The sequence below is a fragment of the Ramlibacter sp. GS1-15 genome (assembly GCF_057785015.1).
On sequence record NZ_JBYNTU010000001.1, the window covers coordinates 1,078,740 to 1,094,761 of the forward strand.

Consider the following 16,022-nt stretch of genomic DNA (forward strand, 5'->3'; position numbering starts at 1 on the left):
GAGGGGCGAAGCCGAGTTCCATGGGTGAAACGTCCCGAATCCCTAGGACAACGCGGGGATGCCCGGCATGCCGTAAGCCCGGTAAAGCTGCTGCATCATGCTGTCCGTCGAATGCCGGTGCAGCACGTACTCGCGCGCGGCGTTGCCGCAGCTCAGGCGCAGTGCGGCGTCGTCGGCCAGCCGCTCGACGGCAGCGACGAGCGTGTCCTCCGATGTGGCCAGCCAGCCGGTGCGGCCATGCTGCACCAGGTCGCGGTTGCCGACGATGTCGGTGGCGACCACGGGCAGTCCGGTCGCCATCGCCTCGATCACCGCCACCGGCAAGCCTTCCCAAAGCGACGCCTGCACGTAGATGTCGAGCGCGGCGAGCCGTTCGAGCAGCGTCGCATGGGGCAGCCAGCCGCTGACTTCGACGCCCGCCTCCCGCAACTTGCGTTCGGAGTCGGGATCGCCGCCGCCCAGCCAGACGACGCGCATGCCCCGGCCGGCCAGACGCTTCGCCACGCGGGCAAAAAAATCCGGCTGGCTCTTGAGCGAGATCCGGCCGGCCGTGCCCACGGTCAAGGGTCGCTCGCCCGACGGACGCGGATGCGAGCCGACCAGGTGCAGTTCGATTCCGTTCGGCACGAGCACGGCACGGCGTCGCAGGTAACGCTCCACCAGCGCCGCCTCGGAGGGCGAGCAAGCGAGGATGGAAGCCGGCAGGCGCGCCAGCAGGCGCTCCAGCGCCAGATAGAGCGGATGGACCTGTCCCGCCGCGCTGCTTTGCAGGAACGACAGGCCGTGCGGCGAGAAATACCACTGCGTGCGCCCGGGGAGCAGGCTGAGGATGCGCCCGAGGGCACCGGCCTTCGACGAATGCAGGTGCACGATGTCGGGCCGCAGGCGAGAAAGGAGCCGCGCCAGCCGGATCAGCGACGTCAGGTCGGCCACGGGGGCGAGCGCGCGCTGCATCGGCAGATGGTGGCTTTCGACACGCGCATCGAGCCGCGCGCGCCAGTCCGGTGGCGTCTCCGCGCGCAGCGAGTACGCGAGGCTGACGCGGTGGCCGTCGGCCGCCTGGCGATTGGCCATCTGGCAGACGATGCTCAACGTGCCGGCTGCGAAAGACTCGACGACGTGCACGATATGGACGTTCTGGCTCACGCTAGGCCTCCTTCATCGCGCGGTACCTGATGATCAGCCCGCTCGCCGCGGCGCTGCACGCGACGGCCCAACTGACGGCCAGTCCCGGGCCGAGCGCCGACCACATGTGGGTGATGGCGAGCAGCAGAACGACGGACACTCCGCTGCTGATGCCGAACCAGCGGTCGCCACGCGCCGCGACGAGCAGCGACTGGTAGGGGATGCACCACATCACCACGGCCGTGCCGAGCGACAGGGGAACCAGCAGTTCGGCGACGTCCTCGATGCGCGGGATGTAGGAGCCTGCGATCAGGGTCGCCGCGACGAGGCAGAAGAAGGCGATTCCCGCATAGGACATGCGCTGGCAGACCCGTCGCAGCAACCGGCGGATCTCACGCCGGTTTTCGCCGGCATAGGCCCGGATGATCGCCGGGCTCACCTGGTTCACCAGCGGATTGGCCAGCGTCGTGGGGACGGAGGCGATCTTGCGGGCGATCTCGAAGACCGGTATCACCGCGAAGGCGCCCAGGCCGCGCAGAAGGACGACGGGCAGGAATTCCGCCGCCGCCGCGGCCGCGCCGCTGACCATCAACGACGATGAAGCGGCCAGTTCACGCACGACCGATGTCGCGGAAGCGCGCAGGGCACGCGCCAGCAGCGATCTCACGCCCTTGGACGCATGGATCGCCAACGCGGCGGCGACACAGTAGGCGATCGATTGCGCAGCCGCTCCGGCGGCGTGGCCGCCTCCCACGGACGCGGCCACCAGGAACGCGGCGGAACTCAGGAGCGGAGGCGCCGCGAAGAAGACGACGATGGATGCCACGACCCGCCCCGCGCTGATCAACTGCACTTCGCAGATGCGCAGCAGCGTGAGCGACACGACCAGCGTGGCCAGCTGAAATGCGTCCGCCCGGGACACCGCGCCGGCCAGGAGGGCGATCGACATGGTCATGGCGATCGCCGTGCAAAAGAGCAGGGCCGCGCCGACGGTGCGTTCCGCGGATTGCGCCGTGCACAGAAGCCTGAGCAGGTTCTGGCTCAGGCACACGCCGATGGGCCCGAACACCATCGTCGCGATGGCGAGCACGGACGCGACCATGCCGTAGGACGCGCGGCCCAGCGCATACGAGCCCACCAGGGGCGGGGCCACGTTCAGGGCGGCGGCGACGAACCTCGCCAGCACGACGTGTGACGTGCGCGCGCGATCGACGCCGGTGAACGGATCGGGTATCGCGGTTGAAGTGCTCGTGGCCTGTCCCACCGTGATCGCTCCGCGACGCTAATACGCGGTCTTGTCGCCCAAGACCAGGATCTTCACCGTCTTCATGACGATGAGGACATCGAGGGCCAGGCTCCAGGAGCGCAGGTACGCGAGGTCGAAGGCCGTGCGCCTGCGCATCGCCTCGAGGTCGTCGCCGCCGCGGCAGCCGTTCACCTGCGCCCATCCCGTGATGCCCGGCTTGACCTTGTGCCGGACCATGTAGCGGGGAATCAGCTTCCTGTACTGCTCGTTGACGGCCAGTGCGTGCGGACGCGGGCCGACGAGGCTCATGCTGCCGGACAGGACATTGAGGAGCTGCGGGAGCTCGTCCAGCGACGTCGCGCGCAGGATGCGGCCGATGGGCGTGACGCGCGAATCGTCTCGCGTCACCTGCGTGTACGTGTGTTCGCCGTCCTCGAGCGTGGTCATCGTGCGGAACTTGAAGACCACGATCGGCTTGCCGTCCAGGCCGTACCTGCGCTGTCGGAAGAAAGCCGGACCCTTCGAGGTGAAACGCACGAGCGCCGCGATCGCCAGCATCAACGGGATCCACAAGGGCATTGCCGCGACGGTGAGCGTCAGGTCGAACACGCGCTTGATCGCGCCCGCCGCGCCATCGAACGGCGATTCGCACACCGACACCACGGGCAGGCCCGCGACCGTGGTGACGCGCGCCTGGATCGGGTCGGACACGAAGATGTCCGGCAGGAAGTGAATCGAAGCGGTCGTGTCGGCCAATTCGTGGAGCAGCGCGACCATCCGCGGTTGCGTGGCCATCGGCAGCGAGATGTAGATGGCGCCGATCGCATGCTGCTTCACATAGGTGCTGACGTCCGCGATCCGGCCGATCACGCGGCGGGCGCCGAATTCGGCAAGGCGCGCCGCATTGCGGTCGTCGAAGAAGCCGACGAACTGCTGGCCCTCGCTGTCGCGTTCCGCGATCCACTGTGCCACGCGCACCGCGACGCTGTTGACGCCCACCATGACGACCTTGCGGCGCGGGTACAGCCCCCATGCGGGCGGCACGAATCGCGGGGCCAGGAAGTGGACCAGGAGCATGGCGGCGGGCGCGAGGGCGAGCCAGGCCAGCGTGAGTACAGGATGGAGCTCCAGCTTGAGTTCGAACAGCTTGCCCGCCATCCAGAGCGCGCCGACACCGGCGGCGACCCGCAACCACGTGGCCGCCAGCGTCAGCAGGACGCGGCCGGTGAACACGCGAAACGGGATCTCCGAGGCGGACATCAGGAACAGCGTCAGCACCAGCACGGCGAGATCCGCGCCCGTGACGGGCCTGCCGTAGAGCCACAGGAGCCCGAGGTAAACGGCGATCGCCACCAGCGGGTCGATAGCGCTCTTGATCAGGTGGGCCCAGTGCCAGCGCTGCGTGCCGGAGAACTCCACGGGAGTCCCCTGGGGATAGATCTTCAAGGGTCCGCGCTCCATCGTCTGCTCCCGGGACCAGGTCGAGTCCGGCAATCAATGTACGGAGCAGGGGTGGCGTGTGCATGGGTGGAATGTCCCGAAACCCTAGGAGGAGCGTGCGATTGCCCGCCTACGCCTCGCGGGGATGCCGCCCGCGCAGGGCGGCGGATCCTGCAACGAGCCGTAATTTCCTGTTGAGCTGGATCGGCTGAAGCCCAGCAGTTGTTACGGGTACAAACCATCCCCTTACGTTTACCCGAGCGCAACTCATCCGCGACTCATCCTCATCACTACCATCCGCCACTCTTGAATGGCTCAGCCACAGGCCGGCCTTTAGTGATCAGTACAGGAGTGATGGAAGAGATGAGACAAGTGATGAAACGCGCGCTGACGCCGCTCGCGGCGGCAGTGCTGGCCACCCAGGCGTACGCGATGGACATCGGGGTGAACATTCACGAAGGTGGTGGCTCCACCACGACGGACGCCAGCGTGGCCTCGGTCATGGCGAACCGCAACCTCAAGCAGGCGCGCATGGACTACCGCAGCTATGCGAACCAGAGCATGTTGCGCGACCAGGTCATCAGGATCAACGCCAACGGCGGTCGCGTGCAGATGGTCTACCACAACGGCTACGAGTGGCAAGGCAACTGCGGTGTGGACCCGGCCGCGGTGGAACAGAATTCCTACAACGATGCGTACAACGTCGTGGCGCAGTTCAAGGACATCGTCCACGACTGGGAAATCTTCAACGAGGTCCAGCTGGACCCGTACATCACCCCCGAAGTGCCCTTCGGCTCGCAGCGCGACAGCACCGCCGGCTACGCGAACAAGGCCTGCGTCGCCAACCGCACGGCCGCGATCAGGGGCGCGGCGCGCGCCGTCCACGACCAGGGCCAGCGCGTCATCATGGGCGTCCTCGGCCCCGATTACGGATGGCTCTACTGGCTGCAGCAACATGGCGTGACCTGGGACGTCACGGGCGTCCACATCTACCAGGGCTACAACAGTCCCAGCCTGCTGACGGACGCGTACTACGGCGCGGGCGGGCCGTTCCCCAATCTGGCGCGCTTCGGCAAACCCATCACGGTCAACGAGTTCAACTGCCACGAAATCTACGACGGCTGGTACGAGAACACGGCGGGACAGCCCGACACCGAACAGTGCCTGAAGGCGGTGAACAACCACCTCCAGGAGATCAAGGCGAGCACCAGCGCCACGATCGAATCGGTCATCTTCTACGAGCTGCTGGACGAGCCCTCGAAGTCCGGCGCGGAAGGCCGCTTCGGCTTGCAGTACGACCTGACCCAGCCCAAGGTCGAGATGTTCCTGGTGGCGGCGCATGCCGGCGGCAACCTGACCAGCACCGAGCAGGCAGCGATCACCAGCCGCGGACTGCTCACGGACGCGCAGATCGCCGCGATGAAGCAGACGACGGCCACCGCGCCCGCGCCGACACCCGCCCCCGCACCGGCACCGGCCCCCGCGCCGGCACCGGCCCCGGCGCCGGCAACGACGGCGGACACAACGCCGCCTTCGGTCGCACTCACGAGCCCGGCCAACGGCTCGGCGTTCCCGCGCCACAGCGCCCTCACCGTCACTGCGACGGCGCGCGACAACGTGGGCATCGCCTCGCTGACCTTCTCGCTGAATGGGCAGGCGTACTGCACCGGTACCAGCACCACCTGCACCTTCCGCCTGCCCAAGCGCGCGCAGTCCAACACGATCACCGTGCTGGCGCGCGATGCCGCGGGCAACGAGTCGTCGTCCTCGAGCACCGTGACCACGTACTGACCGGCGCGGCCAACCCATGGTCGGCGCTTTCGCGCAGAATGCCACGACCATGGGCAACAGGAGTTCCGGCTCGCGCAGGGCGCTGGTTGCGCTGGCGCTTGGCCTTGCGTGCGCGCGAGCCGGTGCGCTCGACTTCGGCGTGAACATCCACCATGGGGGCACGCCCGAATTCAACGCGCAGCGCGCGGCCCTGATGAAGCAGCGCAACTTCACCACGGCCCGGATGGATTTCATTTCCTGGCACGACACGGCCGCGCTGCGCGACCAGGTCCAGAAGATCCGTGCCAACGGCGCCAGCGTCCAGGTGGTCCTGTGGACTCCGTTCGGCAACGACCATTCCTGCAACCCCGATCTCGCGGCCGTGGAAAGTTCGGCCTACAAGGATGCGATGGCAGGCGTCGAGAAGATCAAGGACATCGTCCACGACTTCGAGCTGCTCAACGAAAACCAGCTGCGTCCGGAAATTCGTGCCGAGACCGACTGGAACCGGATGGGCACGTCCTCCGCGCCGTTCCACGGCAAGCGCTGCCTCGCTTCGCTGGCGGCGGGTCTGCGCGGCATGTCGCGCGCGATCAGGGACGTTGCCGCCCGCTCCGGCTTGCCGCTTCGCGCCATCCTCGGGCTGACGGGCCGCGACTTCGGCTTCGTGACGTTCATGCAGGAACAAGGCGTCCTGTTCGACGTCATCGGCTTTCACGCTTACCAGGAAGAAGTCAATGCCAGCCTGCTCACGGATCCCTGGTGGGGTCCCGGCGGCCCGTATGTCCAGTTGGCCAGGTTCGGCAAGCCCGTGCACTTCAACGAGTTCAACTGCGGCGAGATCTACAAGGCGGCCTACGAGAACCAGGCCGGGCAGCCGCTGACCGAGCAGTGCCTGCGGGCCTTCAGGAAGCACATGGCGGACCTGATCAGGCAGACGGCCGTGAAGATCGAGTCGGTCCACGTCTATGAGCTGCTGGACGAGCCGGAGAAGGGCCGCCCCGAAGGCATGTTCGGCCTGATGTACGACCTCGGCCGGCCCAAGCCGCAGCTGTACCTCTACACCGCATTCGCCGGCGGCCAGCTCACGCCGCAGGAGCGCGACGAGGTCATACGCCGCGGCCTGATGAGCGACGCCGACATCGACGCTCGCCGGAAGTAGCGCAGGGAGCTCGCAGGGACATTCCAACCAGGAAATCTGGTGCGCCTGTCCCATGCGCAGGTTCGGCCCGCGGACTGAAATCGGCGCATGGAGCGCAGGAACTCGGAGCCGGTTCGCGTGGTGTTGCTGGGCGGTGCGTACGGCACGTTGGCGCTGGCACGATCGCTCAAGCGCGCGGGGGCCGAGGTGTGGCTGGTCGCGGAAGAGACGCGCTGCGCGTCGTACTCCAACGCCGTCCGCAGAGTCATCCCCTGGGTCGGCACCAGTCATCCGCGTGCGCTGGACACGCTCGAAGACGCCGCGCGTGCCCACTCGCTGACCGGCAGCATTCTCGTGGCGGGCGCGGACCCGGAGGTGCGGTTCGTGTCCGAGGCACATGCGCGCCTGTCCTTGCTCTTCCGTGTCCTCACGTCGCCCTGGGAAGACTTGCGTTGGGCCTGCGACAAGTCGCTGGCCTACAAGCGCGCGGCCGAACTGGGCCTTGGCTTTCCGCGCGTTTACGAACCCGCCCAGTTCGAACAACGCGTTCCCGCCGGGCTGCGCTTCCCGCTGGTGCTCAAGCCGAGCATGCGCGTCGAGACGAACCGCTTCACCGACGACCGCGGCTGGCGGGTGGATGACTGGGCGCAGTTCCGGCAGCGCTACCAGTCGGCTTGTGAACTCGTCGGCGCAGAGCACGTGATCGCACAGCAGCTGATTCCGGGCGGCGGAGAGCACCAGCTTTCGTACGCCGGCCTCTGGAACCAGGGCGCGCCGGTGGTCAGCCTCGCGGCGCGCCGGCTGCGGCAATATCCCGTCGAGTTCGGCAGCACGTCCACTTACGTGGTGAGCGCGCGGCTGCCGGAGGTGACCGCAGCGGCCGAGACGTTCCTGCGCTCGATCCGCCATCACGGCCTGGTCGAAATCGAGTTCAAGCGCGATCCCGGCGACGGTGGGCTGAAGCTGCTGGACGTGAACCCGCGTCCCTGGAACTGGATGGCGCTTGCCGCGGCCGCCGGTGTGGACTTCGGCCGGGCGATCGTCTCCGTGGCCTGCGGCGCACCGGTCGCGAACGTCGACGTGCGGCCGGGCGTGGCCTGGATCTTCGCGGCGCGCGACCTGGTCGCGGCGGCGCAGTCCGGCCGGCTTCGTCCGCGGGCGCTGCCGGCCTACGCGGCGACCTGGCCGCGGGTGCGCAGCTGCGCGTGCTTCAGCTGGAGGGACCCTTTGCCCGGGATCGTCGACCTGCCCGCGACCTTCGGGCGGATGCTGCTGCGGCGAGTGAAGCGCGCGGGCGCCGTGCGGCCGCAGCCTGGAACGCAGCGTCCCTGACATGCGGGAAACGGACATCGTCATTGCCGGGGGCGGTCTCGCGGGCTCGATCGCGGCCTCGATGCTGGGCCGGCGGGGCTTCGAGGTGGTCCTCGTCGATCCCCACGCGGTGTATCCGCCCGACCTGCGCTGCGAGAAGTTCGACGGGGAACAGGTGCAAGTCTTGCGGCGCACCGGCCTCGCCGAACTCGTGCTGCCCGCGGCCACGTACGATGGTGAATGCTGGGTGGCGCGCTTCGCCCACGTCGTCGAGAAGCGGCCCGGGGACCAGTACGGGATCCTCTACGACACGCTCGTGAACACCGTGCGCGCCACGATGCCGCCGCGCGCGCAATTCATCTGCGACAAGGTCGTTGCCGTCGCGAACACGGCGGACCGCCAGACCGTCACCTTGTCCAGCGCGCAGTCCATGGTCGCGCGCCTCGTCGTGATCGCGAACGGGCTCAACAGCGGCCTGCGCCATTCGATGGGGATGTCGCGCGAGGACCTGAGCAAGTGCCATTCGGTCACGCTCGCCTTCGACCTCAAGCCGGTGGGTCGCAGCAGCTTCGACTTCCGCGCGATGACCTACTACCCCGAGCACGCGAGCGACCGCCTCGCCTACATCACCTTGTTCCCCATCGGGCACACGATGCACGCCAACTTGATGGGCTACCGAACCATGGACGACCCGTGGCTGCGGGCCATGCGGGACGAGCCGATGGCCGCGCTGCTCTCGGTCATGCCCGGCCTGGCCAAGGTTCTCGGTCCGGCGGAAGTCCTCGGCCCCGTCAAGATCAGGCCGGCCGACCTGTACGTGACGCGCGGCTACCTGCAGCCGGGGATCGTGCTGGTGGGCGACGCCTTCGCGACCTCCTGTCCCGCCGCGGGGACCGGCGCCGACAAGGTGCTGACCGACGTGGAGCGCCTGTGCAACGTCTACATCCCGCAGTGGATGCAATCGGAAGGAATGGGCCAGGAGAAGGTCGCCGCCTACTACGTGGACCCGGTCAAGGTCGCCTGCGATCGCCGCTCGATGCGGGAGGCCTACAGGCTGCGCTCGGTGTCGATCGACGAGGGCGCTTACTGGCGCGCGGAACGCTGGGCCCGCTTTCTGGTGCGCCTCGCGATCGGTACGGCCCGCCAGGCCCGCGGCCGCCTGATCGCCAGACCGCCACTGGCCGGAGTGCCGGGAGAAACACCATGAGGCCCGGCGACCTGACACTCGCGGTGGTTTCGGACGCAGAGGGCCTGCGCGGGCTCGGCCCTGACTGGGACCGGCTCGTGCTCGCGGCCGCGCGTCCTAGCCCCTTCCTGCTGCACGACTGGGTGACGGCCTGGTGGCAGCATTTCGGCGCCGGCGCGGACCTCGCGATCGTGACCGCGCGACGGGGATCGACGCTGGTCGGGCTCGCGCCGATGTACATCCGGCGGCGGCACGGCCTTCGGGTGTGCCGCGTGCTGGGCGGGCACGAATCCGCCCTGGGCGACTTCCTCGCCGTCGGCGACGCGGACGGGTCCATCGGTCGCGCATTGCTGGACCGCCTGCAGGCGCTGCCCTTCGACTACCTCGATGTGTTCGGCTGTCCGGGCACCGGCGTGCTGGCGGGGCTCAACGCGGACCCGAGGCTCACCGTGCTGCGGCGCGTGGATGCGCCCGTTCTGCGCATGCCCGACGGCTGGGAGGCGGCCTACTCGTCGCGCATCGGCCGGAAGACGCGCAACCTGCACCGTCGCCGGCTGCGCCAGCTCGCGGAGCGGGGGGAAGTGAGCTGGACGGCGGCGCGTACACCCGGGGAGGTCGAGAGCGAACTGGAGCACGCGTTCGAGATCCATGCGCTGCGGTGGCGGGGCAGGCCCGACGGATCGACGTTCGGCCTGCCGAGCAAGCATGGCTTTCACCGCGACGCCGCGCGCGCGCTGGCATGCCGCGACGCGGTGCGCATCGTCACGCTGCGCATCGACGGGCGACCGATCGCGTTCCAGTACTGGTTCATCCTCGGCACGACGATGTACCTGCACCGGATCGCCTTCGATCCGGAGTTCGCGCGGTTCTCGCCGGGCCAGGTGACGCTGCTGCATGCGATGTCACAGGCCTCTGCGGAAGGGATCCGACGGATCGAATTCCTCGGTGGCGACGAGCGCTACAAGGTCGAGCTGGCGGATGGTTTCGAGCCGCTCCACCAGGTGATCGGCCTGGCGCGAGGGCCCCTCGCGAAGCTGGCGGTCCGCACGCTGCTGTTCATGATCGAGGCCCGCATGCGCCTGAAGCAGAACCAGCGTGTCCACCGGCTGTACCTGAATGGAATGGCGTCCGTCCGGCGCGCGCTGGGCGGCGCCGTCCTGAACCAGGAGAAGGGGATGGGAAGAGTGGTGGGCCCTGAGTGACTCGAACACGCGACCTACGGATCAAGTGGGGCTACAAGCCCTTTGATTTTTGACGTGTTTGGACGCACGAGTCGCGGCGCAAGGGCATGCCACCAAGAACGCGTTGAGTGTCGCGGCTTGAGATTGAACGGTGAGATCGATCAGGAGCCCGGCTGCTGCATGCAGTGCTTGAGGAACTCCTGTGCACTGGAGCCGAGCTTTCTCGCCCGGTGCAGCACGATCGAGAGGGAGCGCTGCATTTCCGGGAAGGTGGTCGCCAGTTCCACCAGCCATCCCTGGGCCACGGCGTCGCGCACGGCGAGCCGTGAAAGGCAACCGATGCCGACGCCCGCGGCGACGGCCCGTTTCACCGCCTCGTTGCTTCCGATCTCGAACCCGACTTCCATCTCGGGCAAGTGGGGGATGAGCCAGCGATCCGAGGCCTCGCGGGTTCCCGATCCCGGTTCGCGCAAGATCCAGTTCGCCTTCTGCAACTGGCGCGCGCTGACCTTGCGGTGCGCCAACGGGTGACCCCTGGCCGCGATGATGACCATCCGATCGCTGCGCCACCGGCGGACCGTGAGCTCGGGATGCGTGTGCGAGCCTTCGATGAACCCGATCTCGGTCGAAAACGAGGCCACCGATTCGAACACGTCATGCGTGTTCGCAATCTCCAGCAGGACATGGCTTTGCGAATGTCCTTTCTTCCAGTCGCCGATCAACTGGGGCAGCATGTACTCGCCGATGGTGTAACTCGCCGCGAGCCGAAGCGGTGCCGCGCGGGCGGAATCAAACAAGGATTCGGTTTCGGCGGACATCTCGAGCACACCGACAGCATGGGGCAGCAATGCGCGTCCGTTGTCGTTCATGACGAGTCTGCGGCCGATGCGGTCGAAGAGCTGGACGCCGAGCACCGCCTCGAGCTCGCCCAGCGCATTGCTCGCGGCCGACTGTGAGCGCGAAATCTCGTCGCCGGCCGCGCGGGTGCTGCCCAGGCGGGCCACCGCTGCGAACACCTCGAGCTGGCTCAGGGTGAGCCTCAGGCGCTGATCGATTTTCTGGGTCACGGCAAACAGAATTATGAGCTGAACGCGGCCAGCGCATCCCTAATATCGTTCGCATGCTCAAGCTGCTCTCCCGCGAACCGATCCACGATCCGACCGTCGGCAGCCTGGCCGGCACCGAGGTCAAGACGACGACGTGCTACATGTGCGCCTGCCGCTGCGGCATCCGCGTGCACCTGAAGGACGGCCAGGTTCGCTACATCGACGGGAACCCCGACCACCCCATCAACAAGGGTGTGATCTGCGCGAAGGGCAGCTCCGGGATCATGAAGCAGGTGTCGCCCGCGCGCCTGACGCAGCCACTGCTTCGGCGCCAGGGCGCGGCACGGGGTGACGGTGAGTTCGAACCCATTTCGTGGGAGCGCGCGCTGGAGATCCTGACGCAGCGCCTGGCGCACATCCGTGCCACCGACCCGAAGAAGTTCGCGCTCTTCACGGGCCGCGACCAGATGCAGGCACTCACCGGCTTGTTCGCCCGCCAGTTCGGCACGCCGAACTACGCCGCGCACGGTGGTTTCTGCTCGGTGAACATGGCGGCGGGGATGATCTACACCATCGGCGGCAGCTTCTGGGAGTTCGGCGGTCCCGACCTGGACCACGCGAAGCTGTTCGTGATGATCGGCACCGCCGAGGACCATCACAGCAACCCGATGAAGATTGCGATCAGCAAGTTCAAACGGGCGGGCGGCCGGTTCATCTCGATCAACCCGGTTCGAACCGGCTACTCGGCGATCGCCGACGAATGGATCCCGATCAAGCCCGGCACCGACGGGGCGCTCTTCATGGCACTGCTGCACGAAGTGATCGGCCAGGACCTCATCGACCGTGCGTTCCTGCAACGGTTCACCAACGCGCCGCAGCTCGTGGTACTCGATGAAGGCGAACGGGAAGGACTCTTCGCGTTCGATCCCGCGAACGGACCGCCCGGTGACGGTCGTCATCCGCACAACAAGCTCGCATGGGACCTGGCGACGGAAACCGTGGTGCGGGCCTATCCGGAAGGGGTGGAGGAGGGGCGCGCACTGGCGCTGGAAGGGCACTACCAGCTTCCCGACGGCACGCGCGTGGCGCCGGCGTTCCAGCTCCTTCGGGACCGCGTCGCGCCGACCACGCCCGAGTGGGCCGCCGAGATCACCGGGATTCCGGCGGACCGCATCCGCAAGCTCGCGCGTGAGATCGGCCAGACGGCGATGGAGCAGGCGTTCGAACTGCCCATCGCATGGACCGATGCCTGGGGCAAGCGCCACCAGACCACGCAAGCCCGGCCCGTGGCCTTTCACGCCATGCGCGGGCTCGCGGCGCACTCCAACGGGTTCCAGACGGTGCGCGCGCTGGCGATCCTGATGAGCGTGCTCGGCACGATCGACGCGCCCGGCGGATTCCGGCACAAGGCGCCGTACCCGCGCCACATCGTCCCGAACTACCGCGCGTTCAACGACCCCGGCATGGTCAAGCCGAACACGCCGCTGAATGCGGCTCCCCTGGGCTTTCCCGCGAGCCCGGACGAGCTGGCGATCTGCGAGGACGGCACGCCGTTGCGCATCGACCATGCCTTCTCGTGGGAACACCCGCTGTCGGCGCACGGCCTGATGCACAACGTGATCACGAACGCCGTGCGCGGTGATCCCTACACGATCGATACGCTCCTGATCTTCATGGCGAACATGGCGTGGAATTCCACGATGAACACCATGCAGGTGCGCGAGAAGCTGAACGCGAAAGACGCGCAAGGGAACTACCGGATCCCCTTCCTCGCGGTGTGCGACGCGTTCCAGAGCGAAATGGTCGCCTTCGCTGACCTCGTGTTGCCCGACACCACCTATCTCGAGCGGCACGACGTGATGAGCATGCTGGACCGGCCGATCTCGGAATACGACGGTCCGGTCGATTCCGTGCGGGTGCCCGTGGTGGCGCCGACGGGGCAGTGCAAGCCGTTTCAGGAGGTGCTGGTGGAGCTGGCGTCCCGCTTGCGCCTGCCCGCTTTCACGCAGGCGGACGGCTCCCCGAAGTTCAAGGACTACCCGGACTTCATCGTCAACTTCGAGCCGCAGCCCGGCGTCGGTTTCCTGATGGGCTGGCGTGGAAAGGACGGCACGCAGCACCTGCGCGGCGAGCCGAATCCCAGGCAGTGGGAGATGTACGCGAAGAACAACTGTGTCTTCCACTACACGATGCCGCCGGACCAGCAGTACATGCGCAACTGGAATCGCCCCTACCTCGATTTCGCGAAGGACAAGGGCTGGCGCCAGCGCAACGACCCGGTGCAACTCGCGATCTACTCGGACACCTTGCAAAGTTTCCGTCTCGCGGCCCAGGGCAAGACGAAGGGGCGCCAGCCGTCCGACGCCTTGCGAAAGCGCATCGAAACCTATTTCGACCCCTTGCCCTTCTGGTACCCACCCCTGGAGGACGAGTGCGTGGACATCCGCGAGTACCCGCTGTCGGCGATCACCCAGCGGCCGATGGCGATGTACCACTCGTGGGATTCCCAGAATGCGTGGCTGCGGCAGATCCACAGCCACAACTACCTGCACGTGAACCCCGTGACCGCATCCGGCGCGGGCATCGAAGACGGCGGATGGGCGTGGGTCGTGAGCCGCTGGGGCCGCGTGCGGTGCATGGTCCGCTACAGCGACGCGGTCGAGCCGGGCACCGTCTGGACCTGGAACGCCATCGGCAAGGCGTCCGGCGCCTGGCAGCTGGCGCCAGGTGCGGACGAATCCCGCAAGGGCTTCCTCCTGAATCACCTCATCACCGAGGAGCTTCCGTTCGGAGACAGGTTTGTCAGCAACTCCGATCCGATCACCGGGCAGGCAGGCTGGTACGACGTGCGCGTGCGCATCGAACCTGCGGATCGCGACGAGCCGAAGGAGTCGTTCCCCCAGGTGCCCACCATGCCCCGCGCTGCCGGCGCTCTCGGCAGCGCGCGCAAGGTGGTCGCCTATTTCGCCGGGAAGAAGCCATGACCCAAGCCTCCAGCGCGGAAACCCTGGCCAAGCAGCTCGCCCTCGTCATCGACCTGAACGTCTGCGTGGGCTGCCACGCGTGCGTCACGTCCTGCAAGGAGTGGAACACGTCCGGCGCGGCCGGACCGCTGGCCGACCTCGATGCCTACGGGGAGCGCCCGACCGGGACGTTCTTCAACCGCGTGCAGACGTACGAGGCGGACACGTTTCCCAATACGCAGACGATCCACTTCCCCAAGAGTTGCCTGCACTGCGAGGACCCGCCTTGCGTGCCGGTTTGCCCAACTGGGGCCAGCTACAAGCGGGCCAGCGACGGTATCGTGCTCGTCGACTACGACAAGTGCATCGGCTGCAAGTACTGCAGCTGGGCCTGTCCCTATGGCGCCCGCGAGTTCGACGAAGAGCGCAAGGTGATGACCAAGTGCACCCTGTGCGTCGACCGCATCTACGACGAGTCGCTGGCCAGCCATGACCGCAAGCCGGCCTGCGTGAAGGCTTGTCCGACCGGGGCGCGACTCTTCGGCGACGTCAAGGATCCCGATTCCGAAGTGTCCAAGGCCATCCGCGAGCGCGGCGGCTACCAGCTCATGCCGGAGTGGCAGACCCAGCCCGCCAACCACTACCTGCCGCGAAAGGTCACTTCGCACGAGGATTCCGCATGAAACCGGCGCTTTCGATCATCGTCTTCACGACGGTCGCCGGCGCCGCGCAAGGGATGGCCGTGGTGCTGGCGATTGCCGCATTGCTGGGCCACCCGCCCGCGGCGCTGAATTCGATGCTGTGGATCGCGACGGGCATGCTCGTCCTCGCGCTCGTGGCGTCGTTTTTCCATCTGGGCCATCCCCTTCGCGCATGGCGGGCCGTGCTGATGTGGCGCACGTCGTGGATGTCGCGCGAGGTCATCGCCCTGCCGGCGTTCGTCGCGCTGATGGGCACATGGGCAGTGCTGGCAACGGCGGCTCCGCCGGATTCCACGCTGGCCCAGGTGATCGCCTGCCTGGCGCTGGCGGGAGCTTTCGTCGTGTGGTACTGCACGGCAATGATCTATGCGTGCATCCGGTTCATCCAGGAGTGGGCCCACCCGCTCACGATCGTCAACTACGTGACGCTGGGCCTGGCCTCCGGCCTGGTCACCTCGGGCGCATTGGCGGTGCTTGCGGGCGATCGCACGTTCGGGGCGGCAATCGGCGCATTCGCGCTCGCTGCGATCGTGCTCGCGTGGTTCACACGCACCCTCAGCCTTCGCCGCAACGCCCGGCTCAGGCCCCGGTCGACGACCCAGTCCGCCACCGGAATCCGCTCGAGCCGGGTCGTGCAGAGGTCGATGGGATTGACGGCGGGCTCCTTCAATACCCGCGAGTTCTTCCACGGGGCGTCGAGGTCCGCGATGCGTTGGGCCCGGGTGGGATTCCAGGTCTTCGCATTCGCCGTGCCGTTCGTGCTGGTGGCCTGGGGCCAGCTCTCCGGCTCGCCGCTCCCGTGGGCCCTGGCGGTGGTGTCGCAGGCCGCGGGCCTGCTGGCGGAGCGGTGGTTCTTCTTCGCGCAGGCGAATCATCCGCAGAACATCTATTACCAGACAGTTTCGTGAGGTT

12 protein-coding genes are annotated in these 16,022 nt (G+C 67.5%); 8 read left to right on the forward strand and 4 right to left on the reverse strand.

Translation table 11 applies throughout. From position 1 onward, the window contains the following. Nucleotides 1-42 precede the first annotated feature (42 nt). From AC3EF3_RS05335 to AC3EF3_RS05345, 3 genes are read right to left on the reverse strand one after another with little or no spacing between them, the layout of a single operon-like run. Entirely contained in the window at nt 43-1,146 is a 1,104-nt protein-coding gene (locus tag AC3EF3_RS05335) for a glycosyltransferase (protein ID WP_488531116.1), read from the reverse strand. Nucleotide 1,147: 1 nt separating this feature from the next. Continuing rightward, nucleotides 1,148-2,389 (reverse strand): polysaccharide biosynthesis protein, encoded by a 1,242-nt coding sequence (locus AC3EF3_RS05340; RefSeq protein ID WP_488531117.1) that lies wholly within the window; start codon nt 2,387-2,389, stop codon nt 1,148-1,150. A gap of 18 nt (nt 2,390-2,407) precedes the next feature. Further along, nucleotides 2,408-3,817: an undecaprenyl-phosphate glucose phosphotransferase gene (locus AC3EF3_RS05345; protein WP_488531118.1), complete on the reverse strand. Its 1,410-nt coding sequence runs from the start codon at nt 3,815-3,817 to the stop codon at nt 2,408-2,410. Nucleotides 3,818-4,186: 369 nt separating this feature from the next. Between AC3EF3_RS05345 and AC3EF3_RS05350 the strand changes: the two genes are divergently transcribed. From AC3EF3_RS05350 to AC3EF3_RS05370, 5 genes are all read left to right on the forward strand, one after another. Then, nucleotides 4,187-5,602: an Ig-like domain-containing protein gene (locus AC3EF3_RS05350; protein WP_488531119.1), complete on the forward strand. Its 1,416-nt coding sequence runs from the start codon at nt 4,187-4,189 to the stop codon at nt 5,600-5,602. Between the two features lie 49 nt (nt 5,603-5,651). Next, nucleotides 5,652-6,743 carry a hypothetical protein gene (locus AC3EF3_RS05355; protein WP_488531120.1) on the forward strand — a complete coding sequence of 364 codons (1,092 nt, stop codon included), beginning with the start codon at nt 5,652-5,654 and terminating at the stop codon, nt 6,741-6,743. 87 nt (nt 6,744-6,830) lie between these two features. After that, nucleotides 6,831-8,054 carry a carboxylate--amine ligase gene (locus tag AC3EF3_RS05360; protein WP_488531121.1) on the forward strand — a complete coding sequence of 408 codons (1,224 nt, stop codon included), beginning with the start codon at nt 6,831-6,833 and terminating at the stop codon, nt 8,052-8,054. A gap of 1 nt (nt 8,055) precedes the next feature. After that, on the forward strand, nt 8,056-9,240 hold the full coding sequence (locus tag AC3EF3_RS05365) for an FAD-dependent monooxygenase (protein WP_488531122.1): 1,185 nt from the start codon (nt 8,056-8,058) through the stop codon (nt 9,238-9,240). After that, a complete protein-coding gene (locus AC3EF3_RS05370) occupies nt 9,237-10,421 on the forward strand; it encodes a GNAT family N-acetyltransferase (RefSeq protein ID WP_488531123.1) in 1,185 nt (394 codons plus the stop codon). Before AC3EF3_RS05365 ends, AC3EF3_RS05370 begins: the two co-directional genes overlap by 4 nt. A gap of 140 nt (nt 10,422-10,561) precedes the next feature. Here AC3EF3_RS05370 and AC3EF3_RS05375 read toward each other — a convergent pair whose 3' ends face one another. Beyond that, on the reverse strand, nt 10,562-11,467 hold the full coding sequence (locus tag AC3EF3_RS05375; protein WP_488531124.1) for a LysR family transcriptional regulator: 906 nt from the start codon (nt 11,465-11,467) through the stop codon (nt 10,562-10,564). A gap of 53 nt (nt 11,468-11,520) precedes the next feature. Here AC3EF3_RS05375 and AC3EF3_RS05380 point away from each other — a divergent pair, with 53 nt between their 5' ends. The 3 genes from AC3EF3_RS05380 to AC3EF3_RS05390 are packed head-to-tail and all read left to right on the forward strand — an operon-like array spanning nt 11,521 to nt 16,018. Then, nucleotides 11,521-14,430 (forward strand): molybdopterin oxidoreductase family protein, encoded by a 2,910-nt coding sequence (locus tag AC3EF3_RS05380; protein ID WP_488531125.1) that lies wholly within the window; start codon nt 11,521-11,523, stop codon nt 14,428-14,430. Then, nucleotides 14,427-15,092: a 4Fe-4S dicluster domain-containing protein gene (locus AC3EF3_RS05385; RefSeq protein WP_488531126.1), complete on the forward strand. Its 666-nt coding sequence runs from the start codon at nt 14,427-14,429 to the stop codon at nt 15,090-15,092. The genes AC3EF3_RS05380 and AC3EF3_RS05385 overlap by 4 nt, the downstream gene beginning before the upstream one ends. Continuing rightward, entirely contained in the window at nt 15,089-16,018 is a 930-nt protein-coding gene (locus AC3EF3_RS05390; RefSeq protein ID WP_488531127.1) for a dimethyl sulfoxide reductase anchor subunit family protein, read from the forward strand. The genes AC3EF3_RS05385 and AC3EF3_RS05390 overlap by 4 nt, the downstream gene beginning before the upstream one ends. Nucleotides 16,019-16,022 lie beyond the last annotated feature (4 nt).

Coding starts and splice junctions, on each gene's coding strand:
- AC3EF3_RS05350 (WP_488531119.1), top strand. CDS start 4,187: ATGAAACGCGCGCTGACGCCGCTCGCGGCGGCAGTGCTGGCCACCCAG.
- AC3EF3_RS05355 (WP_488531120.1), top strand. CDS start 5,652: ATGGGCAACAGGAGTTCCGGCTCGCGCAGGGCGCTGGTTGCGCTGGCG.
- AC3EF3_RS05360 (WP_488531121.1), top strand. CDS start 6,831: ATGGAGCGCAGGAACTCGGAGCCGGTTCGCGTGGTGTTGCTGGGCGGT.
- AC3EF3_RS05365 (WP_488531122.1), top strand. CDS start 8,056: ATGCGGGAAACGGACATCGTCATTGCCGGGGGCGGTCTCGCGGGCTCG.
- AC3EF3_RS05370 (WP_488531123.1), top strand. CDS start 9,237: ATGAGGCCCGGCGACCTGACACTCGCGGTGGTTTCGGACGCAGAGGGC.
- AC3EF3_RS05380 (WP_488531125.1), top strand. CDS start 11,521: ATGCTCAAGCTGCTCTCCCGCGAACCGATCCACGATCCGACCGTCGGC.
- AC3EF3_RS05385 (WP_488531126.1), top strand. CDS start 14,427: ATGACCCAAGCCTCCAGCGCGGAAACCCTGGCCAAGCAGCTCGCCCTC.
- AC3EF3_RS05390 (WP_488531127.1), top strand. CDS start 15,089: ATGAAACCGGCGCTTTCGATCATCGTCTTCACGACGGTCGCCGGCGCC.